Raw genomic sequence first — 21,900 nt, forward strand, 5'->3', positions numbered from 1 at the left:
GGTGAGCGAGGAGACAGAGCCGGAGCCCGCGGAGCCGAACCGCGACGAACAGCGGAACGGCGATAACGAGCAGGCCGACGGCGATGGCCAGGCAGTCGGCGCGCCGAGCGGCCAGTCCCGGTCGGCCGACGACGCACCCATGGGCGACAGCGGGCTGGCGGAGCGGAAGCGGCGCATGGGGGCCGGCATGCGCAGCAGGCTGCGGCGTTGGGCGCGGGCGACCGGGGCCGGGGTGCGCCGGGCAACGCCGGTCACGATCATGGGGGTGCTGGCGGTCGGCTCGTTCGCCACGCTGCTCGGTCCACAGGTGGGCTGGGAGGTGCTGGCCGCGGTCGGCGGCAACGTGCTGACCGACGTGGTGAAGGGGGCCGTCGAACGCATCCGGCCCGGCGCCTCCCGCGAGCAGACGCTCGATGCGGTGCAGCAGCGGATCGTGGCGACGCTGGCCGAGGGCGGTGAGCGGGCCGCCGCGTTGCGCGCCGACATTGCGCGACTGCTGAAAGAGGTGGGCGGTATCGACGAGCTGCTCCGCGAGGTGCTGGCGGAGCAGGAGGACCTGCGCTGGGAGCTGATCGAGGGCCTGACCTCGCTGAGCGAGGAGTTCGACGAGTTCCGGTTCCTGCTGTGGGAGATCCTGCGGGCCGTCCAGGACAGCGACGACCGGGACACCGCGCGGCACGAGCAGCTCCTGGATCGGTTGCACCGGCTGGAGCTCCAGGGGTACCAGGTGCAGCTGGCGGTCGAGGCGGGGCCGCAGCGAGCACCGAGCGAGCGGCCGCCGTCTCCGTACCCGCCGTGGCGGGGCGAACGCCCGTACCGGGGGCTGGCGGCGTTCCAGCAGGGCGATGCCGGGCTGTTCCACGGGCGGGCCCAGGCCACGGCGGAGCTACTCGGCATCGTGGCCAGGGCCGTCGAGCCCGGCGCGCTGGGCATGGTGATGGTGACGGGCGCGTCGGGGGTCGGGAAGTCCTCGCTGCTGCGCGCCGGGCTGTTACCGGCGCTGGCGGCGGGAACGCCCGTGGCGGCGGCGCGCTGGCCGCGGATCGTGCTGACCCCCGAGCAGTACGGTTCGCCGCTGCGCGGGCTCGCGGTGGAGCTGGCGGCGCTGGCCGAGAAGTCCAATCAGCGTGCGCTGCTGGAGCAGCTCACCGCCGAACCGGGCGGCGCCGGGTTCCTCGTCGCGGAGGCGGTGCTGGCCGAGGCGCGGCGGAGCCCGGCGGGCCACCTGGTGGGCGAGGATCGGCGGCTCGTCCTGGTGGTGGACCAGTTCGAGCAGCTGTTCGGCACGGACGGCCCGGGCGAGGCGGAGGCGTTCGTCGCGGCGCTGCACGCCGCCGCCGTGCCGCTGCCAGATGGCGGGGTCGCGCCGGCGCTGGTGGTGCTCGGGATGCGCGGCGATCAGCTCGACCACTGCGCCCAGTACGCCGTGCTCCGGCGGGTCCAGCAGGAGAACCAGTTCGTGCTCGGCCCGATGGAGGAGGCGGATCTGCGGCGGGCGATCGTGGGCCAGGCGACGGCCGCCGGGCTGCGGGTCGAGGACGGGCTCGTGCCGATGGTGCTGGACGAGCTGCGTTCGCGAGAGCTGGCCGACCTCGGCGCGGGGACGCTGCCGCTGGTGGCCCAGGCCATGCTGCTCACCTGGGAGAAGCGGGAGGAGGGCTGGCTGACCTGCCGGGGGTACGAGCTGTCGGGGGGCGTGCGGCGGGCGGTCGAGAACAGCGCCGAGGGGGTCTTCGGGGAGCTGGAGCCCGAAGAGCGGGACGTCGCCACGCAGGCGCTGCGCCAGATGATGTTCGTGGGCGGGGACGGGCAGCCGGTCAGCCGCAGGGTCGCCCTGGAGAGCCTGCCCGCGTCGGCGCTGCCGATCCTGCGGCGGTTCGAGGAGAAGCGGCTGCTCGTGATCGGTGACGGCGCGGTGGAGCCCGCTCACCATGTGCTGCTGAAGGCGTGGTCCCGGCTGCGGCGCTGGTTCGAGGCCGACAGCGAGGAGTGGAAGCTGTACGGGCGGCTGGTCGACGACGCGGCCCGGTGGGCGCGGAGCACGGCGTCATCCGGCTCGGGTTTCCTGTACACCGGGCGGCGGCTGGAGACGGTCAGGTCGGCGGAGCGGCGGTGGGCGGCCGACCCCGGGCGGTTTCCCGTGCTGGAAGCGCAGCAGCGGGAGTTCCTGGAGGCCTCGGCCGCCGCCGACCGCCGGCGGCGCGTCGTCCTGTCGTCGATCGCGGCGCTGGTGGTGATGGCGCTGGTCGCCATCGTCGGGGCGGCGGTGGTGAGCGGCAGGTCGAGGGCCGAGCTCACCGGTGAGCTGTCCCGCAGGCTGACGGCGAGCAGTGCGCGGGAGGAGGATCCGGTCGTCGCCGCGCTGCTGGCGGCCGCGGCCTGGCGGGTCTCCCCCACCGACGAGGCCCGCTACGGTCTGCGCGCCGTCCTGGCGGGCCGCCACCGCGGCACGCTGACGGTGCCCCTCGGATCCGTCGAGGCGGTCGCCGTCAGCCGGGACGGCCGGATGCTGGCGACCGCGAGCAGAGACAGCCTGATCAGGCTGTGGGACCTGTCCACGCATCGCCCGATCGGCCGGCCGCTCGCCCTGCACGCCGGCCCCGTGACGGCGGTGGCGTTCGGCGCGGACGGCCGTACCTTGGTCAGCGCGGGTGAGGACCGCACCGTTCAGGTCTGGGACCTCGAGAGAGGGCGGCGGGCCGCCCCGATCACCGTTCCTGGCACCGGGCCGATCGTGCTCGGCCCGGATGGGGCGAGGTTCTTCACCGGGACGCAGTTGTGGGACCTTGGCCTGCGGCGGCCGCTCGGCCCTCCGCTGGAGGTCGAGGCGAGCGGCGCGGTCTTCGGCCCCGACGGGCGGATGATGGCCACCTCCGATTCGGAGGGAGGCGTCCGGATCTGGGATACCTACCTCAACCACCAGCTCGGCCCCGTTCTCACCGGTGCGGTACGGCCGCTGGCCTTCAGTCGCGACGGGAAGCTCCTGCTCACCACGACCGGTACGGAGCGGCTGCGGCTGTGGGACGTGGCCGGCGGCGAGGCGCTGGGCGACCGGCGGGGCTGCGCGGCGGGCGGTGCGGCGCGGGTCGCGGCGTTCCGGGCGGACTACGTGATCGCCGTCGGCTGTGCGGGCGGAGCGGTGAAGTTGTGGACCGTGAGCGGCCGCGCCCTGTTCGAGGTGGACGGTCATGACGGGCCGGTCGCCGCGGTCGCGTTCAGTCCGGACGGAACGACGCTGGTCGGCGCCGCGGGCGGTCACGTCCGGCTGTGGGATGTGCGTGATCCGCTGCTGACCTTCGTCGGCGACCGGAACACCCCGGTCGCCGTCGACCGGAGCGGGAGACGGCTGGCGACCGCAGCGGGCCGCGACGGGAACGAGGGCGTGCTGCTCTGGGATCTGGTCACCGGGCGGACCGTCGCCCTCGGCGGGCATGGCGCCTGGCCGGGTGAACTGGTCTTCAGCCCCGACGGCCGCAGTCTGGCCGCCGGAGGTGACGGCAGGGTGCAGCTCTGGGACGTGGCGAGCGGCGAGGCGCGCGGCGTCCTCGGCGACGCCGGGCCGGTGCACTCGCTCGCCTACTCCGCCGACGGGCGGTCGCTGGTGACCGCGTCGGGCGGGGCGGGGTTCACGGTGCGCTGGTGGGAGATGCCCGGCGGACGCGTGCTGCGGACGCTCACTCCGAAGGTCCCGCCGAGCGAGAACCTGCCGGCGTTCGGCCATCTGACGCTCAGCCCCGACCTGCGCGTGCTCGCATCGGTCCAGGACGGGCAGTCCTTACGGCTGTGGGACCTCGCCGACGGGCGTCCCTTGGGCGAGCCGATGGGCGGGCACGCCGGCACCATCCGCGCCATCGCGTTCAGCCGCGATGGCCGGCTGGTGGCCACGGCCGATTCGGACGGCGTCCTGCGGCTGTGGGACACCAGGACCCGCAGGCCCGTCGGCGAGCCATGGACCGGGCACACCGCCGAAGTGGTGGCCGTCGCCTTCAGCGAGGATGGCCGTACCCTCGCCTCCGGCGGACGGGACGGGACGGTCCGGCTGTGGGACGTCGCCACCCGCCGGCAGCTCGGTGCGCCGCTCACCGGGCCGTTCGAATACGCGGCGGGGCTGACGTTCCTGCCCGGACGGGGGACGCTGGCCGCCGCCGAGGACACCGGGACGCTCGACCTGTGGCGGGTCGGGGAACCGCCCGACCCGCTCGCCGCGGTCTGCGCGACCGCGGGGCGGGCCATGACCCGGGAGGAGTGGAGACGGTACGCGCCAGGCGCCGACTTCCAGACGGTGTGCGGCGACCAGGCCCCCGCCGTGTTCCCCTCGGCGAAGGACGTGCACCGGCCGCTCCCCGTCATCACCCCGAAGCCAACCGGCTCCGCGACCGTCCCGGCGACGGCCGCCCAGTTCGCCGGGCGCTACACCCTGGTACTCGACAACGACGAGACCAGGGCCGCCTTCCGCCGGGAAGCTCCGGCGCAGACCTACCCCCTCCAGCAGGACCTCGAGAACACGGCCGCCCGCCACCGCGGCGACCATCCGATCGCACTCGAAGCGACCTGCCCCGATCGGTCCTGCGCCCTACGCCTCACCGGCTTCGCGTACACCCCTTCCCTTACCCTCTCCCCCACCCGAAACGGAACCTTCCGCGCCTCAGTCGGCCCCCGCACCTGGACCCTGCACGCCACCACCCTCACCGCCGACCGAGTGACCACCTTCACCCTCACCTACAAGATCACCGACCCCACCCACACCTACACCGGCGCCCTAGGCTTCCGCGGCGCCCGCCCCTGACCGGCGTCGCGGACCTTCCGAGCGTAGAGATCATGCTGTGCACGGGTTCAATGCGACCCAGGGCCGCCCGACGGCGGCTAGGGCGACGGCGGGCCGCCACTCGCTTGCTCGCGGGCGCTGAGGTAGGCGTCCAGGGCGGCGGCGCCCCTGAGCATGGCCCGGCCCCGGGCGGACAGGCGGGCACGCCAGTCGCGCAGCGCCGACTCCAGCGGGGCGACCCCTCCCGCCGCACGCACCTGGCCGATCAGCGGGGCGATCTGCTCCAGCAGGTGGCCGCCCCGCCTGAGCTGGTGGGCCAGCCGCGCGTCCCGCACGTCGGCCGCACTGTAGACGCGGTAGCCCGTGCGCGGGTCGCGGCGCGGCCGCACCAGCCCGGCTTGCTCCCATTTGCGCAGCGTGGCGGGCCGGACGCCGAGCCTGCGGGCCAAGGGGCCGATGAAGGTGTCGCCGCGCTCCTGCGGCACGGGCGCCAGGTCGCCGAGCGCGGCCTCGACGGCCTGCAGGGTGCGGCGGTCGTCCAGGAGCAGGCGGTGGCCCTCGTCGACCAGCCGCAGCGCCTCCTCGGTGGCGCCCCGGCCGACCGCCTGCATGATCGCGGTGGCCGCCTGGTGGCCGTGCCCCGGCACCAGGGCGAGGAACGCGCGCAGGGCGTGGGCGTGCAGCGCCGTGTAGGCGCGGTGGCCGTGGACGGTGCGCCCGGCGGCGGGCAGGATGCCGGCCTGCTCGTAGTTCCTGACCGCCTGGGTGGACAGGCCGTGCTCGCGTGCCAGGTCCACCGGCCTCATGGGTGCATCACCGTTTGAAGGTCCGTCGCGACGGTACAGCACTTTCGACGGGAAAGTTTACACTGAGGGTTCAACGATACCGTTGAAGGAATGGACATCATGGACACGGCCCGGCCGCTCGACGGCGCGGCCGTCTCGGCGTTCCTGCGGTCGCTCCCGGCCGAGCCGCTGCTGCTCGGCCTGGGCGAGGCGAGGCACTTCGTGGAAGAGCTCGGCCGGTCGCGCAACGAGATCTTCCGGCACCTGGTCGAGCACGAGGGCTACCGGTCGTTCGCCATCGAGAGCGACTGCCTCAAAGGCCTGGTGGTGGACGACCACCTCGCGACGGGCGCGGGCGCGCTCGACGAGGTCATGGAACGCGGCTTCAGCCACGACTTCGGTGCCTCCCCCGCCAACCGCGAACTCGTGCGCTGGATGCGGGCCTACAACGAGGAGCATGACGAGAAGCTGCGGTTCTTCGGGATCGACGGCCCCCTTGAGTACTGGGCGGCCAGCCCGCGCGAGGCCCTCACCGCCCTCCACGCCCTCCTGGAGGGCCCGCTCCCCTGCACCAGGGAGACCCTCGACGCGCTGCTCGGCCCGGACGAGCCGTGGACCGACGAGGCCACGGTCATGGACCCGTCCCGGTCGATCGGCCGGTCCGCCGACGCGCAGCGGCTGCGGCTGCTCGCCGACGACCTGGTGACCCTGCTGGACACGCAGGCGCCGCGGCTGAGCCCGAAGGACAGGGAACGGGCGGAGCTGTACGGGCGCACCGCCGTCGGCCTGCTCCGCTACCACCACTGGATGGCCGACACCTCCCCGGCGCGGATATCGCGGCTGTCGGCCCTGCGGGACGCGATGATGGCCGACAACCTGCGCGCCGTCGCCGAGCAGGGACCGGCGCTGGTCTTCGCCCACAACCTCCACCTGCAGCGCGACGGCAGCGTCATGACCTTCGGCGACCGGCCGCTGGAGTGGTGGGGCGCCGGGGCGATCACCGCGACGCGCCTGGGCGACCGGTACGCCTTCCTGGCCTCGGCCCTCGGCACGGTCGGCGACGACGCCCCGCCCCCCGACACCGTCGAGGGGATGCTGTCCGCGCTTCCCTGGGACCGGGGTCTCATCGACGCCCGCCGCCTGGCCGGGGCCGTCGCCGACCCCGTCCCCCGTGTCTCTCACGATTTCGCTTATTTCCCGCTGGACCCCGCCCGGCTCGGCCGGATCGACGGCGTCGTCTTCGTCAAGCGGGTCGTCACGCCGGATCGGCCGGCCTGACGATCGCCTCCCGCGCCCGCCGCCGGCGCCGCGCGCCCATGGCGGCGCCGTGGGCCAGGCAGCACAGCAGGGCGGCCACGGCGTACCAGGCCAGGTCGGGAGGGTTGAAGGTCGTGCCGAGCACCAGACGGGCGACGGCGCTGTGGGCGGCCAGCTCGGCGGGGACGCCTGTGAGCTGGGCGAACTCCACCAGCCAGCTCACCCCGAGCGCCACGGCGGCCACCGTGAGCGGGCGCGGCCGCGGGGCCGCCGCGAGCACGAGGGTGTAGAGCAGCACCGTGTACAGCATGTCTCCGGCGTACTTGGCCGCGTCGCCCGCGAACACGCCCCGCACCGCCAGCCCCGCCGCCACCGTCACCGCGGCGGCGGCGCAGGCGACGACCCTCCGGCGAACCATGCCGCACACCCTATCGGCGGCCTCACCGGCGGGTGGTGCGGAACGGGCCCGCCATGACCGCGCTCGGGCCCGCCATGACCCGGACTCGAAGATCACGGCTTAAAGTGTCCTGGACGTCCCCGCCGGGGCCGCGTCGCCTCCGGGCGGCGCGACCTGGCGCGAGGCGGCCGTCGCTCCGTTCGCCCGTGGTTCGGCCGAGCGCGGGCGGCAGGGGCTTTTGGTCGTCTCCCACAACTGGAGCGGCACAGCCTTCGTCGTCAGCGACATGGCGCCGCGGGCCGCCAGGGGGAAGGGTGAAGACTACAGGGGGGCCGCCGTCGTGACGGCGCGCACATCGTTGTCTACAGGAGGGCTCGGTCGGGTGTTCAGACGTGTCGCCATCGTCAACCGTGGTGAGGCCGCCATGCGCCTCATCCACGCCGTACGGGAGATCGCCGCGGAGACCGGTGCACCGATCGAGACCGTCGCCCTGCACACCGACGTCGACCGCGACGCCACGTTCGTGCGCGAGGCCGACGTCGCCTACGATCTGGGCCCCGCGTCCGCGCGCCCGTACCTCGACCTGAAGGCGCTGGAGCGCGCCCTGGTGAAGACCGGAGCCGACGCCGCGTGGGTCGGCTGGGGCTTCGTCGCGGAGGACCCGGCGTTCGCGGAGCTGTGCGAGCAGATCGGGGTCACCTTCGTCGGGCCGGGCCCGGAGGCGATGCGCAGGCTCGGCGACAAGATCGGCGCGAAGCTGATCGCCGAGGAGGTCGGCGTGCCGGTCGCCCCGTGGAGCCGCGGCGCGGTCGAGAGCCTGGACGCCGCTCTGGCGGCGGCGGCCGAGATCGGCTACCCGCTGATGCTGAAGGCCACGGCGGGCGGCGGCGGGCGGGGCATCCGCGTGATCGCGAACGAGGCCGAGCTCGCCGACGCCTACGAGCGCACCAGCCAGGAGGCCGCGCGGGCGTTCGGCAGCGGCGTGGTGTTCCTGGAGCGCCTGGTGACCGGCGCCCGGCACGTCGAGGTGCAGGTGATCGCCGACGGCGAGGGCACCGCGTGGGCGCTCGGCGTCCGCGACTGCTCGGTGCAGCGCCGCAACCAGAAGATCATCGAGGAGTCCGCGTCGCCGGTGCTCGCCCCCGAGCAGGCCGCCGAGCTCAAGGCGTCGGCCGAGCGGCTGGCCCTCGCGGTCGGCTACCGGGGCGCGGCGACCGTCGAGTTCCTCTACCACCCCGGCGACCGGCGCTTCGCCTTCCTGGAGGTGAACACCCGCCTGCAGGTCGAGCACCCGATCACCGAGTCCACCACCGGGTTCGACCTGGTCAAGGCACAGCTCCACGTGGCGGCCGGCGGCCGGCTCGAAGGCGCGCCGCCGGCGGAGCGCGGGCACGCCGTCGAGGCCCGGCTGAACGCCGAGGACCCCGACCGCGACTTCGCGCCCTCCCCCGGCCGCATCGCGCGGCTGGACCTGCCCGCCGGGCCGGGCATCCGCGTGGACACCGGGGTGAGCGAGGGTGACACCATCCCCGCCGACTTCGACTCGATGATCGCCAAGATCATCGCCTACGGCCGCGACCGCGACGAGGCGCTCGGCCGGTTGCGCCGGGCGATGGCGCAGACCACGGTGATCATCGAGGGGGGCGCGACGAACAAGAGCTTCGTGCTCGACCTGCTCGACCGGCCCGAGGTGATCGAGGCCACCGCGGACACCGGCTGGATCGACCGCGTCCGCGCCGAGGGCGGGCTGGTCTCGCACCGGCACTCCGCCGTCGCTCTGGCCGCCGCCGCCATCGAGGCCTACGAGGAGGAGGAGCGCGCCGAGCGGCAACGGCTGCTGTCGACGGCCTTCGGCGGACGCCCGCAGGTGCAGCACATGAGCGGACGGCCACTGGACCTCAAGCTGCGCGGCGCGGGCTACCGCGTGCGCGTCGCGCGGGTCGGCCCGCATCGCTTCCGCGTCGGCGTGGAGGCCGGTGAGGACGTGCGCACCGCCGACGTCGAACTCGACCGCTTCGACCGGCACACCGCGCAGATCATCGTCAACGGCGCCCGCTACCGCCTGCTCGCCGGCACGCACGGGCCGATCCACCTGGTCGAGGTGGACGGGGTGGCACACCGCGTCAGCCGGGACGAGGGCGGCGTCGTCCGCTCGCCCGCGCCCGCTCTGGTCGTGGCCACGCCGCTCGCGGTCGGCGCCGAGGTCGAGGCGGGCGCGCCGGTGCTGGTGCTGGAGAGCATGAAGATGGAGACGGTGCTGCGGGCGCCGTTCAGGGCACGGCTGAAGGAATGCGCCGTCTCGGTGGGCAGCCAGGTGGAGACCGGGGCGCCGCTGCTGCGGCTGGAGCCGCTCGCCGACGGCGGCGCCGTGGCCGAGGCCGGCTCGGCCGCCGGGTCCGTCGAGCTGGACCTGCCCGCCGCTTCCGGGGAGATCCCGGCGCGCTCACGCGCCGGGCGGGGCCTTGAGGACCTGCGCAGCCTGCTGCTGGGCTTCGACGTCGACCCGCACGACGAGGGCCGGGTGCTGGAGGAGTACCTCGCCGCGCGCCGCGCGGCCATCGATGACGACCACCGGCCGCTGGCCGGGGAATTCGAACTGCTCGGGGTGTTCGCCGACCTGGCCGAGCTGAGCCGCAACCGGCCGGCGGGCGAGGACGTCGGCGGCGAGGGCCACGTGCACAGTGCCCGCGAGTACTTCCACACCTACCTGCAGAGCCTGGACGTCGAGCGCGCCGGGCTGCCGGAGGCCTTCCAGGCCAAGCTCGCCAAGGCCCTCGGGCACTACGGCGTCAGCGGGCTCGACCGCTCCCCCGAACTCGAGTCCGCGGTGTTCCGCATCTTCCTCGCCCAGCAGCGCGCCTCCGCCGACGTCGCGGCGGTGACGGCGTTGCTGCGCGCCTGGTTGCGCGAGCCGCCACCGGACGAGACGCTGCGCGAGCCCGCCGGTCTGGCGCTGGAGCGGCTGGTGGCCGCGACGCAGGTCCGCTTCCCCGTGGTCAGCGATCTGGCGCGCGGCGTGGTGTTCGCCTGGTTCGGCCAGCCGCTGCTGCGCCGCAACCGCGCCCGCGTCTACGCCGACGTCCGCAGGCACCTGCGTCACCTGGACGAGCACCCGGACGCGCCCGACCGCGCCGAGCGCGTCGCCGAGATGGTGCGCAGCACCGAGCCGCTGGTGCGGCTGCTCGGCCGGCGACTGGTCCGCGACGACCTGGACAACGCGGTCATGCTGGAGGTGCTGACCCGGCGGTACTACGGCAACAAGGGGCTGACCGCCGTCCGCACCAGCGAGGTCGCGGGGTGCACGTTCGTGGTCGCCGAGCGCGCGGGCTCGTGCCTGGTCTCCTCCGGGGTGCGCTTCCAGGCGCTGGGCGACGCGCTGCGCGGGCTCGCCGAGCTGGCGAGCGGCGAGGACGCCGTCGACGCCGACATCTACCTGGCCTGGGAGATGCAGCCGGAGGACTCCGAGGCGATGGCCGCCGCGCTGCACGAGGTGATCAGCGCGCACCCGCTGCCGGGGCAGGTCCGCAGGATCACCGCCACCGTCGCCGGCAGCGGCGGCGCGGTGATGCACCACCACTTCACCTTCCGCCCGTCGGCCGCGGGGATGACCGAGGAGCGGCTGATCCGCGGCCTGCACCCCTACATCGCCCAGCGGATGCAGCTCGAGCGGCTGAGCGGGTTCGACCTCACGCGGCTGCCGTCGTCGGACGAGGAGGTCTACCTGTTCCGCTGCGTGGCGCGGGAGAACCCCGCGGACGACCGGCTCGTGGCCTTCGCGCAGGTGCGCGACCTGACCGAGCTGCGCGAGCACGAGGGCAGGCTGCTCGCGCTGCCGACGGCCGAGGACACCATCGCCACCTGCCTGGACTCCATCCGCCGCGCGCAGGCGCGGCGCCCGTCCAAGAAGCGCTTCACCACCAACCGCATCGTGGTCTACGTCTGGCCGCCGAGCGACCTCACCCGCGCCGAGCTGGAGATGCTCGCCGGACGCGTGCTGCCGACGACCGCCGGCGCCGGGCTGGAGGAGATCCTGATCATCGGCCGGCAGCGCGACCGCGAGACCGGCGAGCTGACGAAGATCGCTGTGCGGATCTCCTTCGACGCCGTCGGCGGCGCCGAGCTGACCATCGGCGAGCCGTCGGACGAGCCGGTCGAGCCGATCGACGACTACCGGCAGAAGGTGCTGGTCGCCAGCAGCCGCAACACGGTGTACCCGTACGAGCTGACCGGCCTGCTCGGCGACTTCGTCGAGCACGACCTGGACGAGGACCACGCGCTGGTGCCGGTCGAGCGGCCGAAGGGGCGCAACACCGCGGCGATCGTCGCCGGCGTGGTGACCACGCCGACCCCGCGGCACCCGCAGGGCGTCACCAGGGTCGTGCTGCTCGGCGACCCGACCAAGTCGCTCGGCGCGCTGTCGGAGCCCGAGTGCCGCAGGGTGATCGCCGCGCTGGACCTCGCCGAGCGCATGCGGGTGCCGCTGGAGTGGTACGCGCTGTCGTCGGGGGCCCGCATCTCCATGACGTCGGGCACGGAGAACATGGACTGGGTGGCCGCGGCGCTCAAGCGCATCGTCGAGTTCACCCAGGACGGCGGCGAGATCAACATCGTGGTCACGGGCATCAACGTCGGCGCGCAGCCGTACTGGAACGCCGAGGCGACGATGCTGATGCACACCAAGGGCATCCTGGTGATGACGCCGGACTCGGCGATGGTGCTCACCGGCAAGCAGGCGCTGGACTTCTCCGGCGGGGTGTCGGCCGAGGACAACTTCGGCATCGGCGGTTACGACCGGGTGATGGGCCCGAACGGGCAGGCGCAGTACTGGGCGCCTGACCTCGCCGGGGCGCGCGGGGTGCTGATGTCGCACTACGACCACACCTACGTCGCGCCCGGCGAGCGGGGGCCGCGGCGGGCGACGACCACCGACCCCGTCGACCGTGACGTCTCTGACTTCCCGCACGCCGTGGCGGGCAGCGACTTCACCACCGTCGGCGAGATCTTCTCCGCCGAGGTCAACCCCGACCGCAAGAAGCCGTTCGACATCCGGACGGTGATGCGGGCCCTGTCCGACCAGGACCACCCGGTGCTGGAGCGCTGGGCGGGCATGGCCGACGCGGAGACCGCGGTGGTGCAGGACGTGCATCTCGGCGGCATCCCGGTGTGCCTGCTCGGCATCGAGTCGCGGTCGGTGCAGCGGCGGGGCTTCCCGCCCACCAACGGCCCGGACGCCTACACCGCCGGCACGCTGTTCCCGCGCTCGTCGAAGAAGGCCGCGCGGGCGATCAACGCGGCCAGCGGCAACCGCCCGCTCGTGGTGCTGGCGAACCTGTCGGGCTTCGACGGCTCGCCGGAGTCGATGCGCAAGCTGCAGCTGGAGTACGGCGCGGAGATCGGCCGCGCGATCGTGAACTTCCGCGGGCCCATCGTGTTCTGCGTCATCTCGCGATACCACGGCGGCGCGTTCGTGGTGTTCTCCAAGGCGCTGAACCCGAACATGACGGTGCTCGCGCTGGAGGGCTCGTACGCCTCGGTGCTCGGCGGCGCCCCCGCCGCCGCGGTGGTGTTCGCCGGCGAGGTCAACGCCCGCGCCGCGGCCGATCCGCGCGTGCGCGATCTGGAGGCCCGCGCCGCGGCCGCCTCCGGCGCCGACCGCGCCGCGCTGACGGCGGAGCTCGACGAACTGCGCTCGTCGGTCCGGACGGAGAAGCTGGGCGAGGTGGCCGCGGAGTTCGACCGCGTGCACGACATCCGGCGCGCGGTCGAGGTCGGCTCGGTCGACGCCGTCATCCGCGCCGCGGAACTGCGCCCGCGCATCATCGAGGTCATCGGGTCCCGCCTGGGCTGACGCCACGTGCCCCCTGGCGGCCGGCCGCCAGGGGGCACGGGCGTTCCGCCCATGATCACTTCCACCCCGGCGCCGGCCACCGGACGCGGGCCTGGCCCTCGCCCCCGCCCGGTCCCGAAGGCGTCGCCGCCGGCCATGGACACCTACAGGAAAGCACGTAATGCTGTAATCATGATCTCCCTCTTCGAGCACGCCGGCGGCCGGCAAGGGCTGCGACGCTTCATCGACGTCTTCTACACCAGCGTCCTGGCCGATCCCCTACTCCACCCCCTGTTCGGCCAAGGACGGCCCGAGCACGTCACCCACCTCACCGCCTTCACCGCCGAGACCTTCGGCGGACCGGACGACTTCTCCGCGAACATGGGCGGATTCCCGCACATCATCGCCGTCCACCGCGGCCTCAAGATCACCGAAGAGCAGCGCAGCCGCTTCGTCGAGCTGTACATGGCCGCCGCGGACACCGCCGGCCTGCCCGCCGACGCCCCCTTCCGTGAGGCCCTCCGCTCGCACGTCGAGTTCGGATCCCGCGTCGCCCTCCAGAACTCCCACGCGGAGACCGACGACGCGCTCCATCCGCTGCGCGAGGTACCTCTCTGGACCTGGCCGGAATGACGGGTGCCGGAGGGTAAGGACGCACCACGCGGGGTGGGAAGGCGCACATCTCCGGCGGGCCGCGACGCCGCGTGCGGTTCCATAGCTTTCGAGTGATCGAAAGTTGGTCGTAGACGGAGATTTATTACCTGTTATTCATGGGAGTTGTCAGGAAGTTTCCACCAGCCGTACCGCCTGACACGGGGGATCCGCATCCCAACCCCTAGGAGGACGCGCATGGCGCGCAGCCAGTCCGCCGACCCACCCCGTGACCTGCTCGGCCCCGTCCAGGGCGAGGTGTCCTGGTTCTGCTGCGGCTCGGCCTGGGGGCCGTGCAGCAGCGCCGGGCACGGCGCCTGTGGCACCTGCAACTCCGGCAGCATGCAACACGCCTGGCCCAACACCTCCGACGCCTGCCTGTCGATCACCCGGCCGGACAGCTGCGGCGTCAGCCTGTCCCGCCGGACCTGCGGCTTCACACACCGGACGACGGCGCTGTGCACCGGCACCAGCGTCGTCACCTCGATCGCCGACTGCGGCCCGCAGACGGACCTGTTCTGCGGCGAGCGCAGTTGTTGCGGTGCGACCTGCGCCAGCAACCGGCTGCTCGACCTCACCCCGGCCGCCTTCAGCAAGATCGCCAGTCTGTCGGCGGGCCTGCGGCCGGCCGAGATCTCGGTTCCCTAGGAGTCCGCCGATGACCAGCAGAAGGCAACTGCTCAAGTCCGCCGTGCTCGGCGGCGGCGCCGGAGTGCTCGCCGCGACCGCGATGGGCTCGCTCGGCCCGGAGGCGGCCTTCGGCGCCGCCGCGCCCGACATCGTGCCCGGCGCGCCCGACCCGAACTTCGCCGAAGGCCGCATCCGCTCCGTCAAGGACAACACCCTGTTCGTGCTGGGCTCGAACATGGTGTTCCACCGCATCCGCGTCGTCGACGGAACCAGCCTGTGGAAGCTCGGGCCGGTCGCCTTCGACCAGGCCCGTCCCGGCGACGGACTGTACGCGCGGGGCGTCCGCATGCCCGACGGCGTGCTCGCCGCGGAGTCGGTGTGGCTGAACATCGTCAACATCAAGGGCCACGTCCGCAACATCACCAGCGAGCGGCTGCACCTGGACCACAACGGGCAGGAGATCGTCTGCCACCAGGTGCCGGGCAAGTCGGTCGCCGTCTACTCCGACGCCCCGCCGTCGGCCGATCTCTCGCTGCTGCGTGTCGGCCAGCACGTCCAGGTGCTGGGCGCCTGGCGTCCCGACACCAACCAGGTCGACATAGCCACCGTCTTCTCCCCCCACTAGGAGCGCCTGTGAACGGGATCGCCGCGCTGCAGCCGTACGTGATCGGCCCGCTCCTCGCCTGGGCGGCCGTGCTGAAGCTCTTCGGCCGCCGGACGCGGGCGCAGGCCGGGCGCACCGCCCTGGCACGCCTGGTCGGCGCGGCGCGCGCGGTCCCGGCACTACGCCTGGTCGGGGTGCTGGAACTGGCGGTGGCGGCGGCGCTGCTGCTGCCGCCGGCCATGCCCGCGGAGGGCGCGGCCGCCGCGGCGCTGTCGGCCGGGTTCCTCGCCTATCTCGCCTACGCGCGCCGCGCCGCGCCGATGTCGTCCTGCGGGTGTCTCGGCGCGCACGCAAGGCCGGTCGACCTGCGCGGTTTCGCCCGCGCGGGCCTGCTGCTGGCCGCGAGCGTCACGGCGGTCTGGGCCGGTCCGCACCCGATCGACGCGTCTCTGGCCGCCCTCGGCGTCGCCGAGGGCGCCGCGCTGCTGGCGCTGTCGCCGGAGCTGGACCACGCCTGGCTGATGCCGCTGCGCCGGCTGCTGGTGCGGCTGCGCAGGCCGCTCTCCGTCCCCTCACCTGAGGAGGTGCCGCTGGAGGTCACCCTGCGCCTGCTCTACCGCAGTCCCGCGTACTGCTCGGCCTCGGCGCGGCTGAGCTCGGACGTGCGCGAGACCTGGGACGAGGACGGCGTGCGCTTCGTGGTGTACGCCGCCCGCGGGCGCGCCGTGGTCTTCGCGGTCCCCCTGGGCGGCGAGGACCCGGCCACCGTCCGCGTCGCCCTCCTCGACGAGCCCGCGGTCGCCTGACGCGGGCCGCGCTCGGGTCCGCCTCCACGTCGCGCCTTGGCCGCGAACCCACCGCGCAACCCGGACACCGGGCCGATTATGGTGACAAGGAGCCGGGTGGAGGACGGGGAGGCGAGCCTGTGACGGAACGCAAGCCGCGGGGAGTTCCGTTCGAGACGTGGGTCGACCGCCAGATCCGTGAGGCCTCCGAACGCGGCCTGTTCGACGATCTGCCGGGCGCGGGCAAGCCTCTGCCCGGCCAGGGCGAGCCGCAGGACGAGATGTGGTGGATCAAGCGCAAGCTGGAGGAGGAGAACCTCAGGTTCCCGCTGCCCGGTTCGCTCGCCCTGCGCAGGGAGGCCGAGGACGCCCTGGCCGCCGCCGCGCGGGCCCGCTCGGAGACCGAGGTGCGCGAGATCATCGCCGGCATCAACGCGAAGATCCTCGACGGCACGAGAAAGGCGCTGTCCGGCCCGCCCCTGAACCTGATGCCCTTCGACGTCGAGGAGTTCGTCGGTGACTGGCGCGAGCGCCGCCCTGCAGAGCCCGCCCCGGACACGCCGGCCGCCACCGAGCCCCCGGACGAACCACCCGCCGGGACACGGTCCGGGTGGCGCTCCTTGTTCCGCGGGCGCCGCTCCACGCCCTGACCCGGCCGACCGAGGTTCCCATCGCCGCACCGCGGGCCATGCCGGCGGGGCGTCCGCCGGACCGGCCGCCCCGCCTGTGACGGGCGGCGGGACGGCCGGCGGCGAGCCGCCCGCCGATCCGGGGGCGTGAGCCGGACCGGCGGGGGCTGGTCATCGGGAGGCGGGAGGCGGGCGGCGGGCCCGGACCTCACCTGGACGGTGGCCGGCGGGCGGTCAGGGGTGGGTGGTGAAGCGGCCGAAGCGGCCCTGGTGGTAGAGCAGCGGGTGGCCGGGGTGGTAGACCCCTGCCTCGGCGACCAGCCCGACGACCAGCACGTGGTCGCCCACGGTGAAGGTGTCGTAGGGCAGGCACACCAGGTGCGCCGAGACGTCCTGCAGCAACGGCGCGCCCAGCGGCCCGGGCCGCCAGCGCGTCGGCTCGGCGAAGCGGTCGACGCCCTTGCGGGCGAACCGCGCCGCCAGCTCCGCCTGGTCGCCGGTCAGGATGTTGACGGCGAAGTGGTCGGCCGAGCGCAGCCACGGCCAGGTAGTGGACTCCTGGGCGACATAGAAGGACACCAGCGGCGGGTCCAGGCTCACCGAGGAGAAGGAGGTGGCGGTCAGCCCGACCGGCACGCCTTCGCTCTGCGCGGTGATCACCACGACGCCCGCGGCGTGCACGGCGAGCGCCTGCCGGAACGTCTCCTCGTCCACCGACCCCGGCGCCGTGCCGTCGGGGCGCGCGGACGCCGGGCCGGTGGGCGGCGTGCCGTCGTCCCGCCTGGGGAGGCGGAACGGCGGGCGCTGAGCGGGCACCGTCTCCGTCATATCTCCGCCCTCTCCCGCGATGTCGCGGCCACCTGGGGCGCGACCCGGTCGGCCCACCCGGCGAGCGCCGCCTCCAGATCGGGGATCTGCGACTCCAGCAGGGCCAGACCGGGGGTCGGCACCTGCGCGCCGAGCTCGGCCAGCACCGGGCGCAGGTGCAGCTCGACGGCCAGCGCGTGCCGGGGGTCGCCCATGACGAGCAGGGGCAGCGCCACCGTCCGGGACAGGGCGCCCGGGGGGAGGCGGTCGAGGAACACCTTCAGCAGGCCGGTGTAGGTGGCCTTGTAGGTGGGGCTGGCCACCACCAGCACCCCGGCCCCGGCCACCGTCTCCAGCGCCGCCTCCACCTGGGGCGAGGGGCCGGTGAGCAGCAGCGGCGCGAGCTCGGACAGGTCCACGACGCGCGGGGGGCCGTGGTGCCCGGTCCGCCGTCCGACCGCCTCGGCCGCCGCGACCGCCGCCGTCAGCGTCCTGGACCCGGGGCGGGGGTTGCCGACCAGCGCCACGGGGACGCTCATGACGCCACCGCCACGCCGAGGCGCTCGCCGGAGTCGCCGGCCGCGTGGCGGGAGGCGGGCCGTGCCAGGCCGTAGTTGCCGCGCAGGGTGCGGCCGTCGTAGGCGGTGCGGAACAGCCCTCTGGCCTGCAGTTCCGGCACGACGTGGTCGACGAAGCGCTCCAGGCCGTCCGGCAGGATCGGCGGCATGATGTTGAACCCGTCGGCCGCGCCGTTCTCGAACCACGTCTGGATCTGGTCGGCGATCTGCTCGGGGGTGCCGGTCACCACGCGGTGTCCGCGCCCGCCCGCGAGGCGGCCGAGGAGCTGCCGCACGGTCAGCTCGTCGCGCCGGGCGATGTCGATGACGAGCTTGCGGCGGCTCTGCGCCCCCTCGGTCTCGAGCGGGACCTCCGGCAGCGGCCGGTCCAGCGCCTCCTCGGGCAGGTCGATGCCGACCAGGTGCGCGAGCTGCGCCAGCCCGTAGGCGGGGATGATCAGCTCCTCCAGCTCGCGCTCCAGCCGCCGCGCCTCCTGCTCGGTGGAGCCGATGATCGGCGAGATGCCGGGAAGGACGAGCACGTCCTCGGGGCGCCTGCCGTGCCCGGCGACGCGCGCCTTGAGGTCGGCGTAGAACTCCTGGCCATCGGCGAGGGTCTGCTGGGCGGTGAAGACGGCCTCGGCGAAGCGGGCGGCGAACTCCTTGCCGTCCTCGGAGGACCCGGCCTGGACCAGCAGGGGGTGGCCCTGCGGCGAGCGGGAGGTGTTCAGCGGGCCGCCGACCCGGAAGTGGACGCCCTGGTGGTCCAGCGCGTGGATCTTCCCGGTGTCGGCGTAGGTCCCGCTGTGCCGGTCGCCCACGACCGCGTCGTCCTCCCAGCTGTCCCACAGCTTGGTGACGACCTCCAGGAACTCGGTGGCCCTGGCGTATCGGTCGGCGTGCGCGGGCCGTTCGATGCCGAAGTTGCGGGCCTCGGCCTCGCTCGCCGAGGTGACGATGTTCCATCCGGCCCGGCCGCCGCTGATGTGGTCCAGCGAGGCGAACTTGCGCGCGACGTGGAAGGGCTCGTTGTAGGTGGTGGACACCGTCGCGATCAGCCCGATGTGGTCGGTCACCGCCGCCAGGGCCGCCAGCAGGGTGAGCGGCTCCAGACCGCCGAGCGCGTTGTGCCGGACGTTCCCCTGCAGGGCCAGGCCGTCGGCGAGGAACACCGAGTCCAGCAGGCCGCGCTCGGCGATGCGGGCGAGCCGCTGGTAGTGGCGGACGTCGGTGAGGCGGGCGGGCTCGGTACGCGGGTGGCGCCAGGCCGCTTCGTGGTGGCCCACGCCCATGAGGAAGGCGTTGAGGTGGAGCGTGCGGGCGGTCATGCGGAGGTCCTCCAGGTCGAGAAGCGGCGCTCCACGGTCAGAAGGAGCAGGTTGAACAGCACGCCGAGCACCGAGATCGTGATGATTCCCGCGTACATGTCGGGGATGCGGAAGCTGAACTGGGCGTCCTGGACGAGGTAGCCGAGCCCGGCCTTGGCGCCGACCATCTCGGCGAACAGCAGCACGAGGATGGAGTAGGCCCCGGCCAGGCGGACGCCGGTGAAGACGGCCGGCACGGCGGCCGGCAGGATGACCTTGCGGAACAGGCGCAGCGGGCCGAGCCCCATGGAACGGGCCGACTTGATCAGCAGCGGTTCCACGGTGCGGACGCCGCCGATGGTGTTGAGCAGGATCGGCCAGGCGCAGGCGTACAGGATGAAGGTGATCTTGGAGGTCTCGCCCAGGCCCAGGATCAGGATGAACACCGGCAGCAGGGCCACCGGCGAGGTGTTGCGGAACAGCTCCAGCACCGGGGTGAGGAAGTCGGCGACCGGGCGGTACCAGCCGATGGCCAGCCCCAGCGGGATGGCCAGCACGATGGCCAGGCCGAACCCCGACACCGAGCGGATCAGCGACGCCTGGAAGTGCTCCAGCAGCTGCCCGCCGGCCAGCAGGTCGTACCAGGCGGCCAGGACCTCCGACAAGGGGGGCACGAAGACCCGGTCCACCACGCCCGTGCGGGGCAGCAGCTCCCAGGTCGCGGCGAGCAGCACCAGCGCCAGCGACCGCCGGGCCAGCAGCGCCACCCGCCCGCCGCCGGCCCGCCGCTTCCGCGCAGGCGCCGGCGCGGCGGGGGCCGTGTTCTTGGGTGTCACCCGCGGGGTGGCGCCGGGGGCCGGGTTCTGGGACGCCGCCCGCGGGGTGGCGCCGGGGGCGGCGAGGGTGTCAGCCAATGGTCCGCTCCTGCTCCTGAGCCGCCGCGACCTCGTCGCGCAGCAGGGTCCAGATCTCGTGGCGGTACTCGCCGAACCGCGGGTCGGCGCGCAGGTCGCCCTCGCGCGAACCGAACGCCACGTCGATGATCTTCTTGATCCGGCCGGGCCGGGAGGTCATCACCGCGACCCGCCGCCCCAGGTACACCGCCTCGTCGATGCCGTGGGTGATGAAGACGATGGTCTTCCCGGTCTTCTCCCAGATGTGCAGCAGCTCCTCCTGCAGCGACTCGCGGGTCTGGGCGTCCAGGGCGGCGAACGGCTCGTCCATCAGCAGCACGTCGGGGTCGAAGGCCAGGCTGCGCGCGATGGCGACGCGCTGGCGCATGCCGCCCGACAGCTCGTGCGGGTAGCGCTGCGCGAACCCGGCGAGCCCGACGAGGTCGAGGTAGTGGCGGGCCCGTTCGCGCCGTTCCCTGCGCGGCACGTCCTTGGCCTCCAGCCCGAACTCGACGTTGGCGAGGGCCGTGCGCCAGGGGAACAGGGCGTACTGCTGGAAGACGATGCCGCGGTCCAGGCCCGGCCCGGTCACCGCGCGGCCGTCGATGACGACCTGTCCGGTGGTGGGCGCTGTGAGACCGGCGATCAGGTCGAGCAGCGTCGACTTGCCGCAGCCGCTCGGCCCGACCAGGGTGAGGAACTCGCCCTCGCGCACGTCCAGGTCGATGGCCTCGATCGCGGTGAACGGCTGGTCCGATCCTCTGACCTCGAAGGTCTTGCCGACACCCTGGATCTCGATCTTCGTCCGGGTGCGGTCCCCCGTGGCGGGGGCGGTCACGGCGTCCGTCACGGCGACGGAACGGCCGGCCGGGCTCATGAGGCGCTCCCGCTCGCGAACGGGTTGTACTGGTTGGTGTAGAGGTCGGCCGCCTTGACCTGGCCCGGCTTGATCTCGCCCTCGCGTTGCAGCCAGTCGATCCATGTCTGGAACTCCTTGGCGTCGATGACGCCGCCCTTGTTGGCGACGCCGCTGCTCTTCCAGAACGCGACGCCGCCGGCGTCCTCGTTCCTGCCCCGGGCCGCGATGATCTTCTTGTACTCGGCGATCACCTCCTCGCGGGAGTGGGTCTGGGTCCACTCCACGGCCTTGGCGAAGGCGGCGACGAACTTGCGGGTGGTGTTCGGGTTGCGCTGGATGAACCGCTCGGTGAGCACGACGCTGCCCGCGGTGAACGGGCCGAACAGGTCGATGTCCTTGAACAGCGGGCGGATGCCGCCGCGTTCCAGGGCCTTGTCGCGCAGGATGCCCGACAGCGCGGCCACGTCGATCTGCCCCTGGCGCAGCGCCTGCTCGGTGTTGACCGGCGGGACGACCACCAGTTCGACCTTGGCGATCTCCTGCGGGGTGAGGCCGCCTCGCTTGAGGTACTCCTTGACCACGGCCTCCAGATGGGCGCCGAGGGTGTTGACGCCGATCTTCTTGCCGATCAGGTCACGGGGGCCCTTGATGGGCGAGCCGCCGGCGACGTAGTAGCCGACGTAGCTGTCCTTGTCGCTGCCGTAGTAGCCGACGACCGCCTTGATCGGGGCCTTGGCGGCGGCGAGCTTGACGATGGCGCCGTCGAACGCGCCGCCGAAGTCGGTCTGGCCGGTGGCCGCGGCCTGGATGTCCTGCGGGCCGGAGATGGTGTTGCCGATCCACTTGAGCTTGATGGGGGCGAGGTAGCCGAGCTCCTCGGCCAGCTCGGGGAAGCTGACGGCCCCGACGCTGCCCTGGTAGCGCAGTTCGGTGAGCTCCAGGCCGCCCGGCGTGGAGGCGCCGGAGGCCGAGCCGCACGCGGCCAGGGTCGTGGCGAGGAGAACGGGGAGAAGGGCGTGTCTGCGTCTGATCACGGAAGGCCTCATGGAGGAAGGGCATGCTCGCGCGAGGCCGCGCCGCGGGCGGGGCATGCCGGAAGGGACGGTCGTTCGGAGGTGACACGGGTGGTGGAAGGCGTGGACACCGT

General features: G+C 73.6%; 16 protein-coding genes. 8 read left to right on the top strand and 8 right to left on the bottom strand.

Annotation, left to right across the window (positions count from 1 at the left end):
- The first annotated feature begins 1 nt into the window (after window position 1).
- Window positions 2-4,786 carry an AAA family ATPase gene (locus tag ABZT47_RS03465; protein ID WP_354835701.1) on the top strand — a complete coding sequence of 1,595 codons (4,785 nt, stop codon included), beginning with the start codon at window positions 2-4 and terminating at the stop codon, window positions 4,784-4,786.
- A gap of 77 nt (window positions 4,787-4,863) precedes the next feature.
- Here the strand turns inward: ABZT47_RS03465 and ABZT47_RS03470 are convergent, their stop codons facing one another.
- Window positions 4,864-5,571, bottom strand: coding sequence for a TioE family transcriptional regulator (locus ABZT47_RS03470; protein WP_354835703.1), 708 nt, complete (start codon window positions 5,569-5,571; stop codon window positions 4,864-4,866).
- A 90-nt stretch (window positions 5,572-5,661) separates the two neighbouring features.
- On the opposite strand from ABZT47_RS03470, the gene ABZT47_RS03475 reads away from it, so the two are divergent.
- Complete coding sequence (locus tag ABZT47_RS03475) at window positions 5,662-6,828, top strand: erythromycin esterase family protein (RefSeq protein WP_354835705.1); 1,167 nt, start codon at window positions 5,662-5,664, stop codon at window positions 6,826-6,828.
- Here the strand turns inward: ABZT47_RS03475 and ABZT47_RS03480 are convergent.
- Window positions 6,806-7,225, bottom strand: coding sequence for a DUF2809 domain-containing protein (locus ABZT47_RS03480; RefSeq protein ID WP_354835707.1), 420 nt, complete (start codon window positions 7,223-7,225; stop codon window positions 6,806-6,808). The genes ABZT47_RS03475 and ABZT47_RS03480 overlap by 23 nt on opposite strands.
- A 361-nt stretch (window positions 7,226-7,586) precedes the next feature.
- Here ABZT47_RS03480 and ABZT47_RS03485 point away from each other — a divergent pair, with 361 nt between their 5' ends.
- The 6 genes from ABZT47_RS03485 to ABZT47_RS03510 all read left to right on the top strand — a co-directional run bounded on the left by ABZT47_RS03485 (window position 7,587) and on the right by ABZT47_RS03510 (window position 16,351).
- Window positions 7,587-13,052 carry a carboxyl transferase domain-containing protein gene (locus ABZT47_RS03485; protein WP_354835709.1) on the top strand — a complete coding sequence of 1,822 codons (5,466 nt, stop codon included), beginning with the start codon at window positions 7,587-7,589 and terminating at the stop codon, window positions 13,050-13,052.
- Window positions 13,053-13,223: 171 nt separating this feature from the next.
- Window positions 13,224-13,664, top strand: a complete 441-nt coding sequence (locus ABZT47_RS03490; RefSeq protein ID WP_354835711.1) for a group II truncated hemoglobin — start codon at window positions 13,224-13,226, stop codon at window positions 13,662-13,664.
- 216 nt (window positions 13,665-13,880) lie between these two features.
- Complete coding sequence (locus tag ABZT47_RS03495; protein ID WP_354835714.1) at window positions 13,881-14,330, top strand: hypothetical protein; 450 nt, start codon at window positions 13,881-13,883, stop codon at window positions 14,328-14,330.
- A 10-nt stretch (window positions 14,331-14,340) separates the two neighbouring features.
- Window positions 14,341-14,937, top strand: coding sequence for a cell wall protein (locus ABZT47_RS03500; RefSeq protein ID WP_354835717.1), 597 nt, complete (start codon window positions 14,341-14,343; stop codon window positions 14,935-14,937).
- An 8-nt stretch (window positions 14,938-14,945) separates the two neighbouring features.
- Window positions 14,946-15,722 carry a MauE/DoxX family redox-associated membrane protein gene (locus ABZT47_RS03505; protein WP_354835719.1) on the top strand — a complete coding sequence of 259 codons (777 nt, stop codon included), beginning with the start codon at window positions 14,946-14,948 and terminating at the stop codon, window positions 15,720-15,722.
- A gap of 119 nt (window positions 15,723-15,841) precedes the next feature.
- Entirely contained in the window at window positions 15,842-16,351 is a 510-nt protein-coding gene (locus ABZT47_RS03510) for a DUF1992 domain-containing protein (RefSeq protein ID WP_354835721.1), read from the top strand.
- Between the two features lie 213 nt (window positions 16,352-16,564).
- On the opposite strand, the gene ABZT47_RS03515 is transcribed toward ABZT47_RS03510, so the two are convergent.
- Genes ABZT47_RS03515 through ABZT47_RS03540 form a run of 6 tightly spaced genes read right to left on the bottom strand, consistent with a single transcriptional unit; the run spans window position 16,565 to window position 21,787 of the window.
- A complete protein-coding gene (locus tag ABZT47_RS03515; RefSeq protein ID WP_354835724.1) occupies window positions 16,565-17,158 on the bottom strand; it encodes a flavin reductase family protein in 594 nt (197 codons plus the stop codon).
- A complete protein-coding gene (locus ABZT47_RS03520; RefSeq protein ID WP_354835726.1) occupies window positions 17,155-17,676 on the bottom strand; it encodes an NAD(P)H-dependent oxidoreductase in 522 nt (173 codons plus the stop codon). Before ABZT47_RS03520 ends, ABZT47_RS03515 begins: the two co-directional genes overlap by 4 nt.
- A complete protein-coding gene (locus tag ABZT47_RS03525) occupies window positions 17,673-19,022 on the bottom strand; it encodes an LLM class flavin-dependent oxidoreductase (RefSeq protein WP_354835728.1) in 1,350 nt (449 codons plus the stop codon). The genes ABZT47_RS03520 and ABZT47_RS03525 overlap by 4 nt, the downstream gene beginning before the upstream one ends.
- Window positions 19,019-19,915 carry an ABC transporter permease gene (locus tag ABZT47_RS03530; RefSeq protein WP_354835730.1) on the bottom strand — a complete coding sequence of 299 codons (897 nt, stop codon included), beginning with the start codon at window positions 19,913-19,915 and terminating at the stop codon, window positions 19,019-19,021. The genes ABZT47_RS03525 and ABZT47_RS03530 overlap by 4 nt, the downstream gene beginning before the upstream one ends.
- On the bottom strand, window positions 19,908-20,771 hold the full coding sequence (locus tag ABZT47_RS03535) for an ABC transporter ATP-binding protein (RefSeq protein ID WP_354835732.1): 864 nt from the start codon (window positions 20,769-20,771) through the stop codon (window positions 19,908-19,910). Before ABZT47_RS03535 ends, ABZT47_RS03530 begins: the two co-directional genes overlap by 8 nt.
- Window positions 20,768-21,787, bottom strand: a complete 1,020-nt coding sequence (locus tag ABZT47_RS03540) for an ABC transporter substrate-binding protein (RefSeq protein ID WP_354835734.1) — start codon at window positions 21,785-21,787, stop codon at window positions 20,768-20,770. Before ABZT47_RS03540 ends, ABZT47_RS03535 begins: the two co-directional genes overlap by 4 nt.
- Between the last annotated feature and the right edge of the window lie 113 nt (window positions 21,788-21,900).

It is taken from the genome of Sphaerisporangium sp. NPDC005289 (assembly GCF_040607455.1).
GTDB lineage: Bacteria > Actinomycetota > Actinomycetes > Streptosporangiales > Streptosporangiaceae > Sphaerisporangium > Sphaerisporangium rhizosphaerae.